The sequence below is a fragment of the Devosia marina genome, assembly GCF_009758415.1.
GTDB classification, from domain to species: domain Bacteria; phylum Pseudomonadota; class Alphaproteobacteria; order Rhizobiales; family Devosiaceae; genus Devosia; species Devosia marina.
Map to the genome: position 1 here is coordinate 103,671 of NZ_WQRF01000006.1, position 19,120 is coordinate 122,790.

The window sequence follows — 19,120 nt, forward strand, 5'->3', positions numbered from 1 at the left end:
GCCTGCGCAATCAGCGTGCGTGCTTGGTCACCTGCTCAAGCGAGAATATCTCGTCGCTGACATCGTCGATCTTTTTCCTGACCAGCGCCTGCACGTCATAAAGGCCGCGATTGTAGAAATAGGCGCCCATCTTCTCGGCGAAGAACTGCATCAGGAGCTCCGCCGGAATGGCGCCGATCGACTGGTCCAGCTCCTCGCGGAAATAGTCCTGGATCTCTCCGACTATGGCCTTGGTTTCCTCGCGGCTGAAGGTAATCGGTTTCATGACATTGCTCCCTGCTTCTGGTCCCGTTCATTAAGCGAGTCGCTCCTTGTTGTGGACGTGCGTTTGAGCCAATCTGGCGCCAATGGAGGAGATCACACCATGACATTGCGCCTGTGCCTCTTGCCTCTGCTGCTGATGACCAGCCCGGCTGCTGCTCTCGAGATTGCCTGCGAAGACGCCTTTGCCATCGATTCCTCCGAAGCTAGGCTGATTGGGATCTATGGCGCCGAAAATGTCCGCACCGGCATTGTGCCCGGCCCGGAGGGCACCGAGATGCTTGCCACCGAGGTCTATCCCGACAGCGCCAAACGGCGGCTGCAATTTGTCTGGTGGAACGAAGAGGCGCGCACCGATCTCAGCTATGTCGAACTGCCGCCTAAAATGACTGGTCCCGGTGGCGTGCGCTACGGAATGAGTGTGGCTCAAGTCGAAGCGCTCAATGGCGCGCCCTTCACCCTGAGCGGTTTCGGCTGGGACTATGGCGGCCATGCCGGTTTCGAAGCAGGGGCTCTGTCCAACCTCCCCGGCGGCTGCGCGGTCGGCGTCACCTTCAGCCCCGAAAACTATCCAGAAGGGCTCGAGGTGGACGAAATTATCGGCGACCGCCCGGTGCAATCGACCAACCCCTTGCTTGAACAGGTCAATGCCCGGGTCGATCTGGTCTTTGTCAGCTACCCCCATCCCGACTATCGCGAGTAAGCCCGCCATTGACCGGTGGCCTGGCTGCGCCTAACACTGGTTTCAGGTTGGTTCCCCGCGCGCAAGGGCGCAACGGGATCAAAAGGGAACACGGTGCGGCGTACCCATCAGGGACCAAATCCGTGGCTGCCCCCGCAACTGTAAGCGGCGAGTGCCCTCCAGAAAAGCCACTGATCTGCCTTGGGAGATTGGGAAGGTGGAGCGGCACATTGACCCGTGAGCCAGGAGACCTGCCAGCCTCTGATCGATTGCTCGACTGTCGGTGGGACAGATGGAGGCCAAGATGTTCAAGCCGTCCGGCTAACCCTGGTACGGGACCCGGAGTCCCATGCGCCATGCTGCGAGAGCACCATTGCGCGCTGTTCCCACATCCTCATCATTCCGATTCTGGACACTTGATCATGCATATCGAACCCGAACTCGTATCCCCCGAAAAAATGCTGCTTGCCTATGGTACCGCTGCCGCCGCCGGCGCCATGACGGTCAAATTTGCCACCGATGCCGTCGGCGAGCGTGGCGCTGCTTCCCTGGCGGCTCGAACCGTGCTGGCTTCTGCCGCCGTCTTCACATTCTTTGAAATTTTCCCGCACTTCCCCGTAGGCATCAGCGAGGTACATTTCATCCTCGGCTCGACCCTGCTGCTGGTCTTTGGCGCGGCACCGGCCGCCATCGGCCTGGCGATTGGGCTGCTGCTTCAAGGACTGTTTTTTGCGCCATTTGATCTGCCGCAATATTTCGCCAACGTGACGACGCTGGTGGCGCCACTGGTCGCAATCAAGTTCCTGGCCGATCGTATCATCGCGCCCGGCACCGCCTATGTCGATCTGCGCTACGGCCAGGCCCTTGCGCTGTCGACGACCTACCAGGGCGGCGTTGTCGTCTGGGTGGGTTTCTGGGCCCTCTATGGCCAGGGCTTCGGCGCTGAAAACCTCACCTCCATTGTCACTTTTGGCGGCGCTTACATGCTGGTCGTGCTGCTCGAACCACTGGTCGACCTGGCGGTTCTGGCCGGTGCCAAGCTGGCGCGGGGCCTGGCAAAAACGGGTCTCGTCACGCCGCGCCTCTACGCTTGATCCACCGTTTCAATCCTCAAGGCGCGCATCCTTTTGGGAGGCGCGTCTTCTTCATGCAGGCGGACCCGATATGACCACCAAGATTCCCACCACCGTCATCACCGGATTTCTCGGTGCTGGAAAAACCACGCTGGTGCGCCACATGCTGGCCCACGCGCCCAAGGGCAAGCGCATTGCCCTGATCATCAACGAATTCGGTGATCTGGGCGTCGACAAGGACATCCTGGCCGGCTGTGGCGATGAAACCTGCCGTGAGGAGGACATGGTCGAACTCTCCAATGGCTGCATCTGCTGCACCGTGGCCGACGAGTTCATTCCCACCATGCAGGCGCTGCTGGCCCGCGAGGACAAGTTCGATCACATCGTCATTGAAACCTCGGGTCTGGCGCTGCCCCAACCACTGATCCGCGCCTTCAACTGGCCAGAGATCAAGGCCCAGGTCACCATTGACGGCGTTGTCACAGTGGCCGATGCCGCTGCCCTCGCAGAAGGCCGCTTTGCCAGTGACGAGGCCGCGGTGGATGCCCAGCGCCGGCAGGACGAAATGCTCGATCACGAAACCCCTCTCGGGGAATTGTTCGAGGACCAGCTTTCCGCCGCCGACATGATCGTCATCAACAAGACCGACCTGGTCGATCCAACCATGCTCGATGTGGTGGAAGCCAATATTCGGGCCGAACTCAGGCCCGGCGTTGGTGTCATCCGGGCCGCCAATGGGCATGTCGATATCACCGCGCTCCTCGGCATGGGCATGTCCTCAGAGGACGACATCGCCAATCGCCCCAGCCACCACGAGCTGGAGCATGGCGGTGAAACCCATGAGCACGACGATTTCGACAGCTTCTCGCTGACCCTGCCGTCCATTCAGGACAAGGATCATCTGCTGGCCACCATTGAGCGCACCATCAAGGCCCACGATGTCCTTCGGCTGAAGGGCTTTGCCGCCGTCCCTGGTGCGGCGGCCCGCCTCGCCATCCAGGCCGTGGGCCCCCGCGTCACCGCCTATTTCGACCGGCCCTGGAAACCCGGCGAGCCCAAGGTGACCTCGCTCGTCGTCATCGGCGAACAGCCGCTGGATCGCGCGGCGATCACGGCCAGTCTGGAGCAGGCGGCGGCCTGATCCATGCACCTCCTCTCCGCCCAGGCTGGCGCGATCCAGCAGGAGGGCGAGGCCATCGACCTCGCCCAGTCCCCCGGGGACTACGTCTTCGCATCCTCGGCAGACAGCGAACTGGCCATGCTGGCGGGCGCCGCAGACCGGGCAGGGGAGACCGGACTACGCCTCGCCAATACGCTGCGCCTCACCAACAATTTGTCCGTCGATATGTGGCTGGAGCAAACCGTCGCTCATGCCAGGCTGGTCGTGCTCCGCCTCATCGGCGGCGCGGCCTATTTTCAGTATGGCGTGGACGAACTGACGGCCCTTTGTGCGAACAACAATATCCCGCTGGCACTCCTCCCCGGCGACGCCAATCCCGATCCGATCCTGCAATCGCGCTCGACCATTCACCCCGACGATTGGACGAGCCTGCACCAATTCTTCATCGCCGGCGGCCCCGACAATGCCGATGCAATTCTGCAGGCATTCTCGAGACTGGCGGTCCTGCCCACCCTCCCCCTTGAGGGGCTTCGAGCTGTCCCGCAGGGCAAATCGCTCCAGCGGAGCGATTTGAGGCAAGAAGGCCAGGAGAGCTACGCTCGACTGGACGGAGGAAGCGCCCCGCACCCCTTCCCCCGCTTCGGCCTCTGGCACCCAAGAACCGGCATGACCGATGAAGCGGGTCTTCGCGCCACCCACGAACGGCCACCGGCCGACACCTCCCCCTGTAAGGGGGAGGCCGGGAGGGGGTACTTCGATGCAACGCCCCACATCCCCATCCTCTTCTACCGCGCCGCTCTTGAGGGCGCTGGCACCGCCACGCTCGAGGCCCTCATTGCCGAACTGGAAGCCCGTGGCCTCACCCCGGTGCCCATCGTCGTGTCTTCGCTCAAGGAAGCGGGCTGCATCGCCTTCGTGCAGCAGGTCTTCGCCGATTTCCCTCCTGCCGCCATTTTCAATCTCACCGCTTTCGCCCTCGGGGTTGCCGATCTCGATGAGGCATCAAACCCCTTCGCCGGCACCGATGCCCCGGTGATCCAGCTCATCCAGACTGGCCGTTCCATGGGCCAATGGGCAGCCGACCCGCAGGGCCTCTCATCCAAAGACATGGCGATGTATCTCGTCATGCCCGAAGTTGATGGCCGTATTGGCGGCCTTCTGGTGGGCCATAAGGCCGACGCGGTTTGGCATGAGCGCACCCAGTGCCCGCTTTCTGCTTATACCCCCGACCAAGGGGGCGTCAGGCGCGCCGTCGATCTCGCCTTCAACTGGGCTCGCCTCCGGGGCACCCCCCGCGCAGATCGCAAAGTTGCTTTCGTCCTCGCCAACTATCCCATCCGCGACGGACGACTTGCCAACGGCGTCGGCTACGACGCGCCCGAATCGACCGTTCAGATGCTGATGGCGCTGGATAGGGCGGGGTACGATTGCGCGGCGGCCGCAGGCCGTGCGGCCTACCCTAAAACTTCCACCGACCTCGTCGCCTGCCTGCAATCCGGGCCCACCAACGCCAATCCCCAACGCTGTCATTCCGGCGCTGTCCTGCCGCTCCGACGCTACATCGAACTCTTCGCCGCGCTACCCGCCGAAATTCAGGACGCGGTCACCGCCCGCTGGGGCGATCCGGCAACGGATCCCTTCATCAGGGACAACGCTTTCCACCTGCCCGCCCATCGCTTCGGCAATGTGGTTCTCATGCTCCAGCCCGCCCGCGGCTATCATCTGGACGAAACCGAGAGCTATCACGATCCGGCCCTGGTGCCGCCGCACGCCTATGTCGCCGCCTATCTCTGGCTGCGTCACGAGTTCGGTGCCCATGCGCTCGTCCACAATGGCAAGCATGGCACGCTTGAATGGCTGCCCGGTAAGTCGGCGGCGCTCGATGCCGATTGCTATCCAGATGCGCTCTGGGGCCAGCTGCCGCATCTTTATCCCTTCATCGTCAATGATCCCGGCGAGGGCACCCAGGCCAAGCGCCGCACAGGTGCTGTCATCATCGACCATCTGGTGCCCCCGCTCACGCGCGCCGAGACTTATGGGCCGCTTAAAGATCTGGAGGCCCTGCTTGATGAATATTACGCCGCCTCCGGCATGGATCGCCGCCGCCTCGCCGATCTCAAGCGTCGCATTCTCGATTTCACCCGCGACAGTCGCCTCGACCAGGACATCGGTCTGCCCGAAGGCGACACCGAAGCCCTGATCAAGATCGACAACTTCCTCTGCGATTTGAAGGAAGCCCAGATACGCGACGGTCTGCATGTGTTCGGGTCATCGCCCGCGGGAGGCTTCGCGCGAGACCTCGCCGTCGCATTGGCCAGAATACCCCGAGGGGAAGCGGCCGGGGATAACTCGCTCATTCGCGCCCTCGCCGATGATCTGAAACTCGGTTTCGACCCGCTCACCGCCAAGCTGGGCAACCCCTGGACCGGGCCATCACTGGACGCCCCGACTTCCATGCAGGGAAGGGTGCGTCGGGTTGGCGACATGGTCGAGCAACTCGAAATCATCGCCGCCGACCTCGTCGCTGGCACGCGCACTTGCCCGCCCGACTGGTCCGCGACCCGCGCCGTTCTCGACACTGTCGAAACCATTATCCAGCCCCGCCTTGCCGCCTCGGGACCTGCAGAAATGCAGGCTTTTCTCGACGCGCTCGACGGCAAGTTCATTGTCCCCGGCCCCTCCGGCGCTCCCTCACGCGGCCGCCTTGACGTCCTGCCCACGGGCCGCAATTTCTACTCGGTTGATGCCCGTGCCGTCCCCACTCCCAGTGCCTGGGAACTCGGCAGAAAATCGGCCGAGAGTCTGGCCCTGCGCCATCTGCAGGACCATGGTCAACACCTCCGCGCCGTCGCCCTCTCGGTCTGGGGCACGGCCAATATGCGCACCGGCGGGGACGATATCGCCCAGGCGCTTGCCCTCATTGGCGCGCGCCCCACTTGGGACCCGGGCTCGCTGCGCGTCTCGGGCTATGAAATCATCCCGCTGGCCAAACTTGGCCGCCCCCGCGTTGACGTGACCCTGCGCATCTCCGGCTTTTTCCGCGATGCCTTCCCGGCCCAGATCGCCCTGTTCGACCGGGCCGTTCGCGCCATCGGTGCGCTGGACGAGCCGGAAGACGACAACCCACTCGCCGCCCGCATGCGCGCCGAGGCGCTGGGCTTGATGGCATCTGGCAAGTCGGAAAGCGCATCAGCCCTGGAAGCCGGTGCCCGGATTTTCGGCTCCAGGCCAGGGACTTATGGCGCCGGCCTGGGTCAGTTGATCGACAATGGCGCCTGGTCGGACAAGGCCGAACTCGCCCATCAGGCCGTTTCATGGGGCCAATATGCCTATGGCGCAACTGCCGAGGGACTAGCCATGCAGGATCGTTTCCGCGCCCGCCTGGGCCAGATCGACGCCGTCATTCACAATCAGGATAATCGCGAGCACGATCTGCTCGACAGCGACAACTACTACCAGTTCGAGGGTGGCCTGTCGGTCGCGGCCGAGACCCTCTCCGGCCACAAGCCCGCCGCCTATCACAATGACCATTCCCGTCCGGAAACGCCGAAAATCCGCACGCTGGACGAGGAAGTCAGCCACGTCATGCGCTCGCGCGTGGTCAATCCCAAGTGGATCGCGGGCATGCAGCGCCACGGCTATCGCGGTGCCTTCGAGATGATAGCCACGGTCGATTTCATGTTCGCCTTCGCAGCCACCACCGGCGCGGTGAAAACGCATCATTTCGACCTCGCTTTCGAGGCTTTTGTCGAGGACGATGCCGTGCGCGAATGGCTGATTGAGGTCAATCGTTTCGGCTATGACGAACTGCTCGCTAAGCTGAACGACGCCCGCCGGCGCGGCCTCTGGTCGCCACGATCCAATTCCGCCTTCGCCTATCTGGAGCGCCTCGCATGACTGAAAAACCCGTCAAGAAAACCGACCTCATGACCGAGGCGGAGCGCGACGCCTATCACGCCGAAAAGATGAAGAAAAAGAAGGCGGCGCGTGACAAGATCCTGTCCACCAAGACCGAGGAAAAGGGCCTGCTCATCGTCCATACCGGCAAGGGCAAGGGAAAGTCGACGGCGGCCTTCGGCATGGTGTTCCGGGCCCTGGGCAATGGCATGCGCGTCGGCGTGGTGCAGTTCGTCAAAGGCGTGTGGAATACCGGGGAACGCGACGTACTCGACAAGTTCCCCGATCAGGTGACCATCAATGCCATGGGCGAGGGATTCACTTGGGACGTTGCCGACCGGCAGCGCGATCTAGCGGCCGCCCGAAAGGCCTGGGATCAGGCCAAGGCGCTTATCGCTGACTCGGCCTACGATATGGTTTTGCTCGATGAGCTCAATATCTGCCTGCGCTACGACTACCTGCCGCTCGAGGAAGTGGTTGAGACACTGCACAGCAAGCCAGTTGAAAAGCACGTTATCGTCACTGGCCGCAATGCCAAGGACGAGTTGATCGAAATCGCCGATCTGGTCACCGAAATGACCGAAATCAAACACCATTTCCGGGCCGGCGTTAAAGCGCAGAAGGGCATCGAGTTTTAGCAGCCCATTGGCATGAAAGATCGCGTCAGTCCGTCGATAATGCCTTCCATCGCTGCCAGATCACGAACATTGTATTCGATCCGGTAAGCGGCATAGCTGGCCCCGTCGCAGAGTGGGATCATGCGCTGATAGAAAATGCGGTGATCGCGTTGGCCAGAGAACACCGCCCATTGCGGTGTTGAGGCCTGGTAGGTGATCGCCCAGTTTTGCTCGTTGGCGAAGCGTTGCCGCTGTGCGACCTCGGCTTCGAAATTCTCCAGAAGATGGCCGCCCCAGACAGTAAGGACCTGCTCTGACTTCGGCCGGTAAAAGGCCTGCCCGTCGCCATTGTCGCTTTCGCCCCCGCCTTCAAAGCTGGGCGGGATATCAAGCTCGTAGCCGTAGCGTTCGTTCGTATAATGCGTCCAGAACTGCGCCATTGCGGGGGCGGCAACCAGGAGCAGGGCGATGGCGATCAGATAGCGCATGGCAGCACTGTGCCTGTCCTTCCCCCACCGGGCAAGCCGCTCAGAGAACAACAATTCCGGCGTGCTTGGCTTTGTCTTCCGGCTCGACATGGATAGTGATCTGCACATCCCGGACCGCCTTGCGCAACTGGCCTTCAATGCGGTCGCAGATGCCGTGGGCGTCGTCCACGCTCATTGCGCCGGGCACGACGAGGTGAAAGTCGATAAAGGTCATCTTGCCGGCCTGTCGTGTACGGATGTCGTGTGCTTCGATCGCCCCGTCGGCGCTGGTTGCGATCACTTCGCGTATGGTTTTTTGCGTCTCGCCGGGAACGGCCACATCCATTAACCCGCCCACGCTGTCCCGGATGACGCCCCAGCCGGACCAAAGGATATTGAGCGCAACCAGTGCGGCCAACACGGCGTCCAACTGCGCCCAGCCGGTGGCATAGACCAGCGCCAGCCCAGCCAGCACGCCGAAGGTCGAGATCACATCGGTCATCAGATGTTTGCCATCGGCCGCAATCGCCGGCGACTTCGCGGCATTTCCCTGGCGTAGCAGCACAAAGGCCCAGACCAGGTTTATCGCTGTTGCCACGCCGCTGATCGCCAACCCCTGCATGGGTGCTGTCGGCATCTCCGGCGCCAGAAAGCCCATGATGGCTTCGCGCAAAATCAGGATGGCGGCAACGATAATCATCACCCCCACCAGTACGGCGGAGAAATATTCGGCCTTATGATAGCCATAGGGCAGGCTGGCATCGGCCGGGCGCTGTGCTAGGCGCACCGCGATCAGCGCACCCATGGCGGTCACGACATTGACGATGGATTCCAGCGCGTCGGAGTAAAGCGCGATTGAGCCGGTCAGCCACCAGGCCAGGAATTTGAGCCCCAGAACGATCAGCCCCACCAGAATGCTGGACGCGGCGATGGCCAGGGTGCGGTTGGCCGCCATTGTGCTCTCCTTGGTCTGGAATACTGGCCATAGCGGACCCGCCGTCCGGTCGCAAGTCATTGTATTTGCGAACGATTTTCAGAAGCATTCGTAACTGCGGGTCATTCTGTCGGCGCCGGGGCCAAGCCTTTGATTGACCAAGAACTTTGCTCGGCCTAGAAGCAATGATAGCGCAGCGTTCCCGTGACGGAACTGAAACAGAGCTCGGTGCGGTTGACCAATTTGCGGGACCAAGCCCGGGGCTGCTCCGGTTTTGAGTGAAGCTGCCTCGTCCGAACGAGGCAAATATGGTCGATTCTTATTCAGACCCGATCGCGGGTTTCACGACGAGCGGCATTGTCGCCGGCATCGGCCTGCGTGCGGGCGCTCAGGCCAGCGACATCCTGCAATTGATCGAAGCATGCCTGGCAGAGGCAAGCCTTGTCCGGGCCGATATCGCGGCGCTGGCCACGCTGAACCGCAAGCAGGCACATCCCGCCCTACGCGAGGCCGCAAGCGCCCTCGCTGTGCCGATCGTGTCCGTTGTTGAATCTCAGCTTGCAATTGATGCGCCCAATCCCTCGGAGCGGGTTCGCCGTCACAGCGGTATCAGCTCGATTGCAGAAGCTACGGCCATGCGGTACGGCGCCCTTGTGCTTGAAAAGCGCCGCGGTGCTGGCGTGACATGCGCATTTGCGCGGCTGGATCGGCCTCATGAACTGGCCCACTCGAGTGCATCAATGGCCGCATCGACGCTTTCGACCTCAAGGGCGGGGCCGTAAATGGGACGCTCGATCATGACCACGCGAACGTCCAAATGCTGCGCCGCCTCGAGCTTGGCCGCGGTCTGTCCGCCGCCCGAGTTCTTGCTGACCAGATGGGTAATGCCATGACGCCGCATCAGGGCAATCTCATCGTCCAGCCGATAGGGCGGGCGACTGACGATCAATTCCGCATGGACGGGGAGGGGCGTTTGCGGAGCCTCGATCACACGGACATAGAGCCTACAGTCCCGGCGCTCAAGGAACAGGTCGAGCCCGGTGTGTCCGGTCGTCAGCAGCACATTGGCATGGGCAGGCAAAGCATCGGCGGCCTCCCGCGCCGATCCCACCATGGTCCAGTGCGGACCGGGGAGCGGCGTCCATGCGGGGCGCATCAGGCGCACCAGTTTGACGCCGCTGGCCTGGGCCGCCGCCACGGCATTGATGGAGATCTGCCCCGCATAGGGGTGGGTGGCGTCGACCAGGTGATCGATGCCGGCGGCGCGCAGATAGGCGCTCAGTCCGGGAATGCCACCAAACGGCCCCATCCGCAACCGCCCCATGGGGAGGATCGGGTCCTGGGTGCGTCCTGCCAGCGAGGTGATGGCGTCGTGACCCGCGCCGACGAGCCGGTTGGCCAGTTCCCGCGCCTCGGCGGTCCCTCCCAGGATCAGGATCTTCATCGTTTTTCTTTCACTGCGCCATGCCATTCTGCCCGCCCCAGTCCTTGCACTCAAGGTGCCGCGAGGCGCAATGACTGAACGCCACCTCGCTACCCTCGCCAAAGCTGATTTCCCGGACTTTGAACCGGGCTCGGTCTGGCTTGTCGGGTCGGGACCTGGTGGTCCTGGCCTGTTGACCCTGCTAGCCTGGCACGCATTGGGACGGGCCGATGTCATTGTCCACGACGCTCTGGTGTCTCCTGACGTGATGGCACTGGCCCCGGACCATGTCACCCGCATTCATGCCGGCAAGCGCGGCGGCAAGCCATCCCCAAAGCAGGCCGATATCACCATCCGCCTGATCGAGCTGGCGCGTCAGGGCAGGCGCGTCCTGCGTTTGAAGGGCGGGGACCCCTTCATGTTTGGCCGAGGCGGCGAAGAAGCCGCGGCCCTGGCCGATGCCGGTATTCCCTTTCGCATCGTGCCGGGCATTTCCGCGGGCCTGGGCGGGCTCGCCTATGCAGGCCTGCCTGTCACCCACCGCGACACCAACCACGCGGTGATTTTTGTCACCGGCCATGATGAAACCGGCGCCGTTCCAAGCGCTGTCGACTGGCCTGCTGTGGCCCGCGCCGCGCCAGTTATTGTCCTGTTCATGGCGGTCAAGCACTTGCCCGTCATCGCTGCCCGTCTGATCGAAGCAGGACGCATACCCGACGAGGCGGTGACCATCGTTTCCAACGTCGCGCGTCCCGGACAGATCGCCCTTGAAACAACGCTCGGAACGGTTGGGAGCCTGATTGATGTCCCGACCCCGGCCATCGTCGTCATCGGGCCGGTGGCGCGCTATCGGACCACGCTCGATTGGTATGTCGACGAAGTGCGGAGGCATGTATTTGGCTAAGGGACTGGTCGTTTCGGCACCGCGCTCGGGCTCCGGCAAGACGGTGATTACGCTTGGTCTGTTGGCAGCGCTGCGCCGGCGGGGCCTGGTGGTGGCGCCGGCCAAATCCGGCCCGGACTATATTGATCCGCAATTTTCCGGGCGCGCCGCCGGGCGGGACGCGATCAATCTCGATCCCTGGGCCATGCCGCAAAATCAGCTTCGGGCTTTGGCCAGCCAGCAGGGCACCGGGGCCGATCTGCTGCTGGTCGAAGGGGCGATGGGCCTTTTCGACGCTTCCGCCGATGGACAGGGTTCCACTGGCGATCTGGCCGAAACGCTTGGTCTTCCCGTGATCCTTGTTGTCGACGCCGACCGCCACAGTCAATCTGTCGCCCCTTTGGTGTCGGGATTTGCCCATTGGCGGCCGGGCGTTGCCGTCGTCGGTGTCATCCTCAATCGTGTGGCCAGCGCCCGCCACGAGCGCATGCTGGCCTCCGCGCTGCGGGAAACCGGTCTGCCGCTGCTCGGTGCCATCCCGCGCCGACCAGAACTGGTCACGCCGGAACGGCATCTGGGCCTTGTGCTGCCCGATGAGACCGACGGTTTTGAAAGCTTCCGCGACTATGCCGCCCAGGCAATCGCCGACTTCGTCGATCTGGAGAGCCTGCTCGCTCTCGCCGAGCCCTTGCAGGATCTTGCCGCCCCCCCTGTTGCCCTGCCGCCCTTGGGGCAGCACATTGCAATTGCCCGAGACACGGCCTTTGCCTTTGCCTATCCGCATCTGCTCGATGGCTGGCGCGCCCAGGGCGCGGATCTAAGTTTTTTCTCACCGTTGGCCAATGAAGCGCCTTCCCTTGCTGCCGATGCCGTATTTCTGCCGGGCGGCTACCCCGAACTGCATGGGGACGTGCTGGCTGCCGCTGCCACATTCCATACCGGCCTGGTCGCTGCGCGAGACCGCGGCGCACTGATCTATGGCGAGTGCGGTGGCTTCATGGTGCTGGGGCAGGGCATCGTCGACAAGGCCGGCACCGCCCATGCCATGTGCGGGCTCCTGCCGGTGACGACCCGCATCGACCGGCCAAAACGGGTGCTCGGCTATCGTCGCCTCTTGCACGAGAGCGCCTTGCCATGGCCATCGGGGCTCAATGGTCACGAGTTTCACTATTCATCAGCCAAAGCCTCGGGACTACCACCGCTCTTTGAGGCGCTGGATGCCGAAGGCATCCGGCAGCCGCCCATGGGCGCAGTACTGGGGCGGGTGATGGGGTCTTACGCCCACGTCATCTGTGCGCCATAAGAGCACCATGACCAAGGCTATCATGTTCATGGGCACAGGCTCGGATGTCGGAAAGTCCCTCATCGTGGCGGGCCTTTGCCGCGCGCTCAACAATCGTGGCCTTAAGGTCGCGCCCTTCAAGCCGCAGAACATGAGCAATAATGCCGCCGTGACCGCGGACGGTGGCGAAATCGGGCGCGCGCAGGCCCTGCAGGCCCGCGCAGCCCGTCGCGATCCCGTCACCGCCATGAACCCGGTGCTCCTAAAGCCCGAGGGGGAAACAGGCTCGCAGGTTGTTGTGCGCGGTCAGCGCCGCGCCAGCCTTTCCGCGCGACAATACTGGACCGATCGCGGGCAATTGCTGCCCGAGGTTCTTGATGCCTACTCTGAGCTGGCCGCAGATGTGGACATTGTGCTGGTAGAGGGCGCTGGCAGCGCCTCCGAGGTCAATCTGCGCGCCGGCGACATTGCCAATTTCGGCTTTGCCCGCGCTGCGAAAGTCCCAGTTGTGCTGATTGGCGACATCCATCGCGGCGGGGTTATCGCCTCTATCGTTGGCACTCTGGCCGTTGTTGAGCCCGGCGACGCTGCGCTGGTGCGCGCCAGCCTCGTCAACAAGTTCTTCGGAGATCCGACCCTGTTCGAGACAGGAAGGACCTTTCTAATTGAGCGCACCGGACGGCCATGTTTCGGCCCTGTGCCGCATTTCGTGGATGCGGCAAGGCTGCCGGCCGAAGACGCGTTGGCACTGGAAAGCTATGCCGGCGGCAATGGCCCTTTTCATGTTGCGGTGCCCCGTCTGCCGCGTATAGCCAATTTCGACGATCTGGACCCCTTGCGGGCCGAATCCGGTGTGACGCTGACTCTCGTTCAGCCGGGGCATGTCCTTCCGCGAAACGCAGATCTCATCCTGCTGCCGGGTTCCAAGGCCACACGGGCCGACCTCGCCGCGCTGCGTGCCAATGGTTGGGATGTCGACATTCTGGCCCATCACCGGGCTGGCGGGCGTGTCATGGGCATTTGCGGCGGCTACCAGATGCTCGGCCGAACCATTGCTGATCCGGAGGGCATCGAAGGCGCCGCCGGCACCAGCGATGGCCTGGGCTTGCTTGCGGTCGATACCGTGCTCGCCCCGACCAAACAATTGCGTACCGAGCGGGCCATCCATCTGGCCAGTGGCGAAGCCCTTGCCGGCTATCACATGCATATGGGCATCACGAGCGGCCCCGACAGCCTGCGGCCCTTCGCCCGGATCGGCAGTGAAACCGATGGTGCCGTCAGCGCCGATGGGCGCGTATCCGGCACCTATCTGCACGGCCTGTTTGCCGCCGACAGCTTCCGTCGTGCTGTCCTGGGGGCGTCCGCCAGCCCGGACCTCAACTATGAAGCATGCGTCGAAGATGCTCTCGATGGCCTTGCACAGCACCTTGAAACCCATATCGACATCGACCAGCTTCTGGCCCTGGCCGCACCGATAGAGACCTGAGACATGGACCCGCTGATTTCCCCACTGGCCCTGGCCATTGAGCGCCAGCTTGGCTATCCGCAAAGGTTGGTTGAAACCATCGGCCACCCGGTCATGTGGTTCGGCAAGCTGATCAGTTTCTGCGAGGAGCGGCTGAACACCACCAGCCGAACCCCTATACAGCGCAAGCTGGCGGGCATCGTCGCGCTCGGGCTGCTGCTCCTCTCCGTTCTCATTGTCTCCGTCGGCATTCGCACAATTCTGTCCTGGATTCCCTTGGGCTGGGTCATCGAGATGCTGCTGGCGACCGCATTTCTCGCACAGAAGGAACTGGCGCGCGCTGTCCAAGCGGTTTCTGAGGCCCTGCGCACGTCGCTCGCGGCCGGACGGGAGGCTGTCAGCCACGTTGTCGGCCGTGATCCGCAGGTGCTGGATGAGGCGGGCGTGGCTCGTGCCGCTGTCGAAACCCTGGCCGAAAGCACCTCCGACGGCGTCGTTGCGCCCTGGTTGTTTCTGGTCCTGTTCGGCCTGCCTGGTGTTGCCGTCTTTAAGGCCGTTAATACCGCCGATTCCATGATCGGCCATCGCGATGAACGCTATCGCGATTATGGCTGGGCCGCCGCCAGGCTGGACGATCTGCTCAACTGGGTACCAGCCCGCCTTAGTGCAGTTCTCGTCACGGCGGCCTGCTTCTTCACCCCCGGGGCCAGCCCAGGTAGAGCCTGGGCGACGGCCCGGCGCGATGCGCCCAAGCATGATTCGCCCAATGCAGGCTGGCCCGAAGCCTGTTTCGCCGGCGCATTGAACTTCCAGCTTGGCGGCCCGAGGGCCTATGACGGGGAAGTGGTCGATCTGCCTGCTTTTGGTAGCGGCAAGACCAATCTGGGACCAAGCGATATTCTGCTCGCCCTGCTGCTCTACCGCCGTACGCTCGACGTTCTTCTGGGGCTGAGCGGCCTGTTGGCCCTCATGGTGCTGCTTAGCTGAGCGCGCCGGGGGCATCCCCCTTCATGGTCAGCGGCAGCCCCGCGGCGATGAAATAGACATCGTCGCAGATTTCGGCCAGCCGCTGGTGGGCGGACCCCGCCAAATCGCGAAAGGTGCGCGCCATGGCGTTGTCGGGCACGATTCCCAGGCCCACCTCATTGGACACCAGGATGACCTTGGCCTGCTGAATTTCCTCCAGCGTGGCATAGAGTTCGCTGACCGCCGCGGCGACATCGTCATTGGCAAGCAGCAGATTGGTGATCCACAAGGTCAGGCAATCGACAAGGATGACATCATGCACCTTGGCAGCCTTGAGCAGGGCATGGGAGAGTTCGATCGGCTCTTCGATCGTTGTAAAGCGCTCCCCCCGGCTAGCCTGGTGACTGCGGACCCGATCATGCATCTCCGAATCGAGGACGCTGGCCGTGGCCAGATAAGCGGGCTTGGAACCCGCATGAAGGGCGAGCCCCTCCGCAAAGGCGGTTTTTCCCGAGCGTGCGCCGCCCAGGACCAAGCAATGTCGTGTCATGGTCAATCCTTGTTCGGGCTGCGCCGCTGCCCTTTTTTCCGTGACCGATACCTTCGCCCCAAACGTGTCGGGCTTGCAAGGCGTTCCCCCGCCTCGCGCCCTGCGCAGGGGGTGCATGCAGCAGGCCGGCTAGGCAATGCCATTTTCTTGGCGCCTACTACTTTCGTCTTAGCGCCTTTCGCATTATGGTCCGCGCCGAATTGACCACCTAGTTTGGGAGAAGTGGGGCACGGCATTCGCCTGTTGCCTTCAATTTTCCTCACACTCACGGAGATGCCTTTCGTGCCGCGATATTATCTTGGCGTTGACGGTGGCGGCACCAATTGCCGCGTGCGCCTGGCCAATGAACATCTGGAAACGCTGGCAGAGGTCAAGAACGGCCGCTCGAACCTGCAGATCGACGGCGGCGAGCCGGCCTACAAGGCCATCAGCGCCGGCGCTCGGGACGTATTCAAGGCGGCCGGAATCGATTTTGCCGAAGCCGCGAACACCCATGCCTGTTTCGGCATGGCCGGTGGCCGCATGGATTCGGCACGCGACGCCTTCGCTGCGCGCCCCTGGCCCTTTGCCGGGGTGAAAGTCTACGACGATATCGACATTGCCCATGCCGGCGCCCTGGGTGGCGAGGAGGGCGGTGTCGTCATCATCGGCACTGGCTCGGCCGCCATGTCCATCGTCAATGGCACCCGCCATCAGGCCGGTGGCTGGGGTTTTCACATTGGCGACCAGATGAGCGGCGCGATTCTCGGACGCGAACTGGTGCGTTATTCCGTCGAGGCCGAGGATGGACTTGTCGAGGCTTCGCCGCTCACCAGGGCGGTCATCGCCGAATTGGGGGGCAATAACCAGGCCGCCATGACCTGGTCTTTCGCGACCCAAATGGATCTCAAGCTGCTCAGCCGGGATGGATCGGAAGGCTGCGACGATGCCTTGGTGGGGCGCGCGCCGGGTGAGTTCGGCAAATTGATGCCACTCTTTTTCGACCATCTCGAAAAGAACGACCCAGTGGCCCAGAAACTTCTGGCCATCCAGATCGGCTACATCGACACTTATGTGAACTGGTTCAAGAGCCATGGCGCCTCGGTCATGGCCATTGTCGGGGGGCTTGGCCAACGCCTGTTCCCGATTTTGCAGCAGCACTATGGTGACTTTGTCGCTTTGCCCAAATACGAACCTCTGCATGGCGCGGTGATCCTCGCCAAACAGAATTTCGCGTCAAACTAAGGGACTTCCCGCTTTGTCCAGCCGCATCATTCCCGTCCAGCCTTTCGATTACGTGGTGTTCGGCGCCACCGGTGACCTGACCAAGCGCAAGCTGATCCCTGCGCTCTACCATCGTTTCATGGATGGCCAGTTTGATGAGCAGAGCCGCATCATCGGCGTCTCGCGCTCCAAGCTCAGCGATGCCGAGTTTCAGAAGCTCGCCGGCGACGCCGTCGATCAGTTCGTCGAGAAGGACTATCAGGACGCCGCCGTTATCAAGCGCTTCCTGACCATCTTCTCCTACGTGGTCAACGACGTTTCCGACAAGTCCGGCTGGGGGGACATCAAGAAGGCGCTGCGCGACGACGCCGATGTGGTCCGGGCCTTCTATCTGGCCGTGGCACCCGATCTTTTCGAGCCGATTGCCGACCAGCTTGAAAAGACCGGCGTCTATCGCCGCGATGCGCGCGTTGTCATCGAAAAGCCCCTGGGCCACGACCTGGCCTCGTCCATCGAAATCAATGACGGCGTCGCCAAGATCTTCCAGGAAGATCAGGTGTACCGCATCGATCACTATCTCGGCAAAGAGACGGTGCAGAACCTTTTGGCCCTGCGCTTTGCCAACACGTTGTTCGAACCGATCTGGAATTCTGCCCATATCGACCACGTGCAATTGACCGTGGCCGAAAGCGTCGGCGCTGGCACGCGCGGCTACTATGATGAAAGCGGCGCGCTCAGGGACATGATTCAGAACCACATGTTGCAGCTTCTCTGCCTTGTGGCCATGGAGCCCCCTGCCAGTGACGACGCTAATGCCCTGCGCGACGAAAAGCTCAAGGTTCTCCGGGCGCTGCGACCCATCTCCAATGGTGAGGTCGCAACCAAGACCGTGCGCGGGCAGTATCGTGGCGTCAAGTCCGAGACCGCCGCCGTCGCCAGCTACCAGGACGAATTGCCCGAGGACAAGAAGGGCAGCCACACCGAAACTTTCGTGGCGCTCAAGGCCGAGATCGACAATTGGCGCTGGGCGGGTGTGCCTTTTTACATGCGCACCGGCAAGCGGATGGCCGAGCGCGTTTCGGAAATTTGCATTCAGTTCAAACCGATCCCGCACTCGATCTTTGATCACGCCGAGGGCGCACCCAAGGCCAACAAGCTGATCATCCGCCTGCAGCCCGATGAGGGCGTCAAGATGATGATGATGATCAAGGACCCAGGTCCTGGTGGCATGCGTCTGCGCCAGGTGCCGCTCAATCTCAGCTTTGCCGAGACCTTCACCGAGCGCACGCCCGAAGCCTACGAGCGCCTGCTGCTCGACGTGGTGCGTGGCAACCAGACCCTGTTCATGCGTCGCGATGAACTCGAAGCGGCCTGGCAATGGGTCGATCCGATTCGCCAGGCCTGGGATCGGGCTTCCGAACCGCCGCAAACCTACACCGCCGGCACCTGGGGCCCCAGCGGCGCGGTGGCGCTGATCGAGCGCGATGGCCGCACCTGGTATGAGGGGCCCAACTCGTGATCATAGAGCGCCGCAGTTTCGCCGACAAAGCCACCCTCGCCAAGGAACTGGCCGAAGCCGTTGCCGACCGCATCCGTGCAGCCATCGCCGAGCGCGGCGCGGCCGCCATAGCAGTCTCTGGTGGTTCCACTCCCGGAAAGTTCTTCCAGGCTTTGGGTAAAACCAAGGACATCGACTGGTCCAAGGTGGTCGTAACGCTGGTCGACGAGCGCTGGGTCGATGAAACCAGCGACCGCTCCAATGCGCTCTTGGTCAATGAGAAGATGCTGCAGGGACCGGCCGCCAATGCGCGTTTCTTCCCGCTCTATTCTGGCGGCGAGGAACCGACTGACGCTGCAATTGCCAAGACCAATGCCCTGATGGCCGAACTACCGCTGCCTTTTGCGGCGGTCATTCTGGGCATGGGCAGCGATGGCCATACGGCCAGCTTCTTTCCGGGCGGCGATACGCTCGACGCGGCACTGAACGCCTCCGGCCCGACCCTGGCGATCAGGGCGCCCGGCGCCGGCGAGCCGCGGGTGACCTTCACCCTGCCGCGCCTGCTCGAAACCGACGGCCTCTATCTTCATATTGAAGGCGAGGGCAAGGCCGAGGTGCTCGATGCTGCGCTGGGCGACGGACCGGTCGAAGACATGCCGATTCGCGCCGTGCTGCGCTCGGGCGAGCCGGTGACAGTTTACTGGTGCCCATAAGGCTCCTGGGGTGGTCCCCAATCGACCGCCCTGGCCGCTGACGGGTACTGGTATTTTGATGCAAGGATAACCGCGCCAGCGGCCCC

At 62.8% G+C, this 19,120-nt stretch carries 18 protein-coding genes and 1 riboswitch; of the genes, 13 read left to right on the forward strand and 5 right to left on the reverse strand.

The genetic code is table 11. From position 1 onward, the window contains the following. Positions 1–10: 10 nt before the first annotated feature. Positions 11–265 (reverse strand): DUF2164 domain-containing protein, encoded by a 255-nt coding sequence (locus tag GO014_RS15695; protein WP_157291233.1) that lies wholly within the window; start codon positions 263–265, stop codon positions 11–13. Positions 266–364: 99 nt separating this feature from the next. On the opposite strand from GO014_RS15695, the gene GO014_RS15700 reads away from it, so the two are divergent. The 5 genes from GO014_RS15700 to cobO all read left to right on the forward strand — a co-directional run bounded on the left by GO014_RS15700 (position 365) and on the right by cobO (position 7,671). Further along, positions 365–964: a hypothetical protein gene (locus tag GO014_RS15700; RefSeq protein ID WP_157291234.1), complete on the forward strand. Its 600-nt coding sequence runs from the start codon at positions 365–367 to the stop codon at positions 962–964. Positions 965–995: 31 nt separating this feature from the next. After that, a riboswitch (cobalamin riboswitch) is annotated at positions 996–1,216 on the forward strand. Between the two features lie 149 nt (positions 1,217–1,365). Then, the gene (locus tag GO014_RS15705; protein WP_157291235.1) at positions 1,366–2,037 is read left to right on the forward strand and encodes an energy-coupling factor ABC transporter permease; all 672 of its coding nucleotides are present in this window, start codon (positions 1,366–1,368) and stop codon (positions 2,035–2,037) included. A gap of 70 nt (positions 2,038–2,107) precedes the next feature. Further along, a complete protein-coding gene (gene cobW, locus GO014_RS15710; protein WP_157291236.1) occupies positions 2,108–3,157 on the forward strand; it encodes a cobalamin biosynthesis protein CobW in 1,050 nt (349 codons plus the stop codon). A 3-nt stretch (positions 3,158–3,160) separates the two neighbouring features. Then, positions 3,161–7,033, forward strand: coding sequence for a cobaltochelatase subunit CobN (gene cobN / locus GO014_RS15715; RefSeq protein ID WP_157291237.1), 3,873 nt, complete (start codon positions 3,161–3,163; stop codon positions 7,031–7,033). Continuing rightward, positions 7,030–7,671: a cob(I)yrinic acid a,c-diamide adenosyltransferase gene (gene cobO, locus GO014_RS15720; protein ID WP_246204666.1), complete on the forward strand. Its 642-nt coding sequence runs from the start codon at positions 7,030–7,032 to the stop codon at positions 7,669–7,671. The genes cobN and cobO overlap by 4 nt, the downstream gene beginning before the upstream one ends. On the opposite strand, the gene GO014_RS15725 is transcribed toward cobO, so the two are convergent. Together GO014_RS15725 and GO014_RS15730 are read right to left on the reverse strand one after the other, a co-directional pair. Then, entirely contained in the window at positions 7,668–8,138 is a 471-nt protein-coding gene (locus GO014_RS15725; protein ID WP_157291238.1) for a hypothetical protein, read from the reverse strand. The genes cobO and GO014_RS15725 overlap by 4 nt on opposite strands. Positions 8,139–8,178: 40 nt before the next feature. Then, on the reverse strand, positions 8,179–9,072 hold the full coding sequence (locus GO014_RS15730; RefSeq protein WP_157291239.1) for a cation diffusion facilitator family transporter: 894 nt from the start codon (positions 9,070–9,072) through the stop codon (positions 8,179–8,181). A gap of 287 nt (positions 9,073–9,359) precedes the next feature. On the opposite strand from GO014_RS15730, the gene GO014_RS15735 reads away from it, so the two are divergent. Then, on the forward strand, positions 9,360–9,833 hold the full coding sequence (locus tag GO014_RS15735; RefSeq protein WP_157291240.1) for a cobalamin biosynthesis protein: 474 nt from the start codon (positions 9,360–9,362) through the stop codon (positions 9,831–9,833). On the opposite strand, the gene GO014_RS15740 is transcribed toward GO014_RS15735, so the two are convergent. After that, positions 9,764–10,495 (reverse strand): cobalt-precorrin-6A reductase, encoded by a 732-nt coding sequence (locus GO014_RS15740; RefSeq protein WP_246204667.1) that lies wholly within the window; start codon positions 10,493–10,495, stop codon positions 9,764–9,766. The genes GO014_RS15735 and GO014_RS15740 overlap by 70 nt on opposite strands. Positions 10,496–10,565: 70 nt before the next feature. Here GO014_RS15740 and cobA point away from each other — a divergent pair, with 70 nt between their 5' ends. The 4 genes from cobA to cbiB are packed head-to-tail and all read left to right on the forward strand — an operon-like array spanning position 10,566 to position 15,091. Continuing rightward, positions 10,566–11,378, forward strand: a complete 813-nt coding sequence (gene cobA / locus GO014_RS15745) for a uroporphyrinogen-III C-methyltransferase (RefSeq protein ID WP_157291242.1) — start codon at positions 10,566–10,568, stop codon at positions 11,376–11,378. Next, a complete protein-coding gene (locus tag GO014_RS15750; protein ID WP_157291243.1) occupies positions 11,365–12,660 on the forward strand; it encodes a cobyrinic acid a,c-diamide synthase CobB in 1,296 nt (431 codons plus the stop codon). The genes cobA and GO014_RS15750 overlap by 14 nt, the downstream gene beginning before the upstream one ends. 7 nt (positions 12,661–12,667) lie before the next feature. Beyond that, positions 12,668–14,125 carry a cobyric acid synthase gene (locus GO014_RS15755; protein ID WP_157291244.1) on the forward strand — a complete coding sequence of 486 codons (1,458 nt, stop codon included), beginning with the start codon at positions 12,668–12,670 and terminating at the stop codon, positions 14,123–14,125. Between the two features lie 3 nt (positions 14,126–14,128). Beyond that, positions 14,129–15,091 (forward strand): adenosylcobinamide-phosphate synthase CbiB, encoded by a 963-nt coding sequence (cbiB, locus tag GO014_RS15760; protein ID WP_246204668.1) that lies wholly within the window; start codon positions 14,129–14,131, stop codon positions 15,089–15,091. Here cbiB and cobU read toward each other — a convergent pair. Further along, positions 15,084–15,620: a bifunctional adenosylcobinamide kinase/adenosylcobinamide-phosphate guanylyltransferase gene (gene cobU, locus GO014_RS15765; protein WP_157291245.1), complete on the reverse strand. Its 537-nt coding sequence runs from the start codon at positions 15,618–15,620 to the stop codon at positions 15,084–15,086. The two genes, cbiB and cobU, sit on opposite strands and share 8 nt — an antisense overlap. A gap of 282 nt (positions 15,621–15,902) precedes the next feature. On the opposite strand from cobU, the gene GO014_RS15770 reads away from it, so the two are divergent. The 3 genes from GO014_RS15770 to pgl are packed head-to-tail and all read left to right on the forward strand — an operon-like array spanning position 15,903 to position 19,034. Further along, positions 15,903–16,844 (forward strand): BadF/BadG/BcrA/BcrD ATPase family protein, encoded by a 942-nt coding sequence (locus GO014_RS15770; RefSeq protein ID WP_157291246.1) that lies wholly within the window; start codon positions 15,903–15,905, stop codon positions 16,842–16,844. Between the two features lie 13 nt (positions 16,845–16,857). Then, positions 16,858–18,342, forward strand: a complete 1,485-nt coding sequence (gene zwf, locus GO014_RS15775; RefSeq protein ID WP_116589305.1) for a glucose-6-phosphate dehydrogenase — start codon at positions 16,858–16,860, stop codon at positions 18,340–18,342. Next, positions 18,339–19,034 (forward strand): 6-phosphogluconolactonase, encoded by a 696-nt coding sequence (pgl, locus tag GO014_RS15780; protein ID WP_343030989.1) that lies wholly within the window; start codon positions 18,339–18,341, stop codon positions 19,032–19,034. The genes zwf and pgl overlap by 4 nt, the downstream gene beginning before the upstream one ends. Positions 19,035–19,120 lie beyond the last annotated feature (86 nt).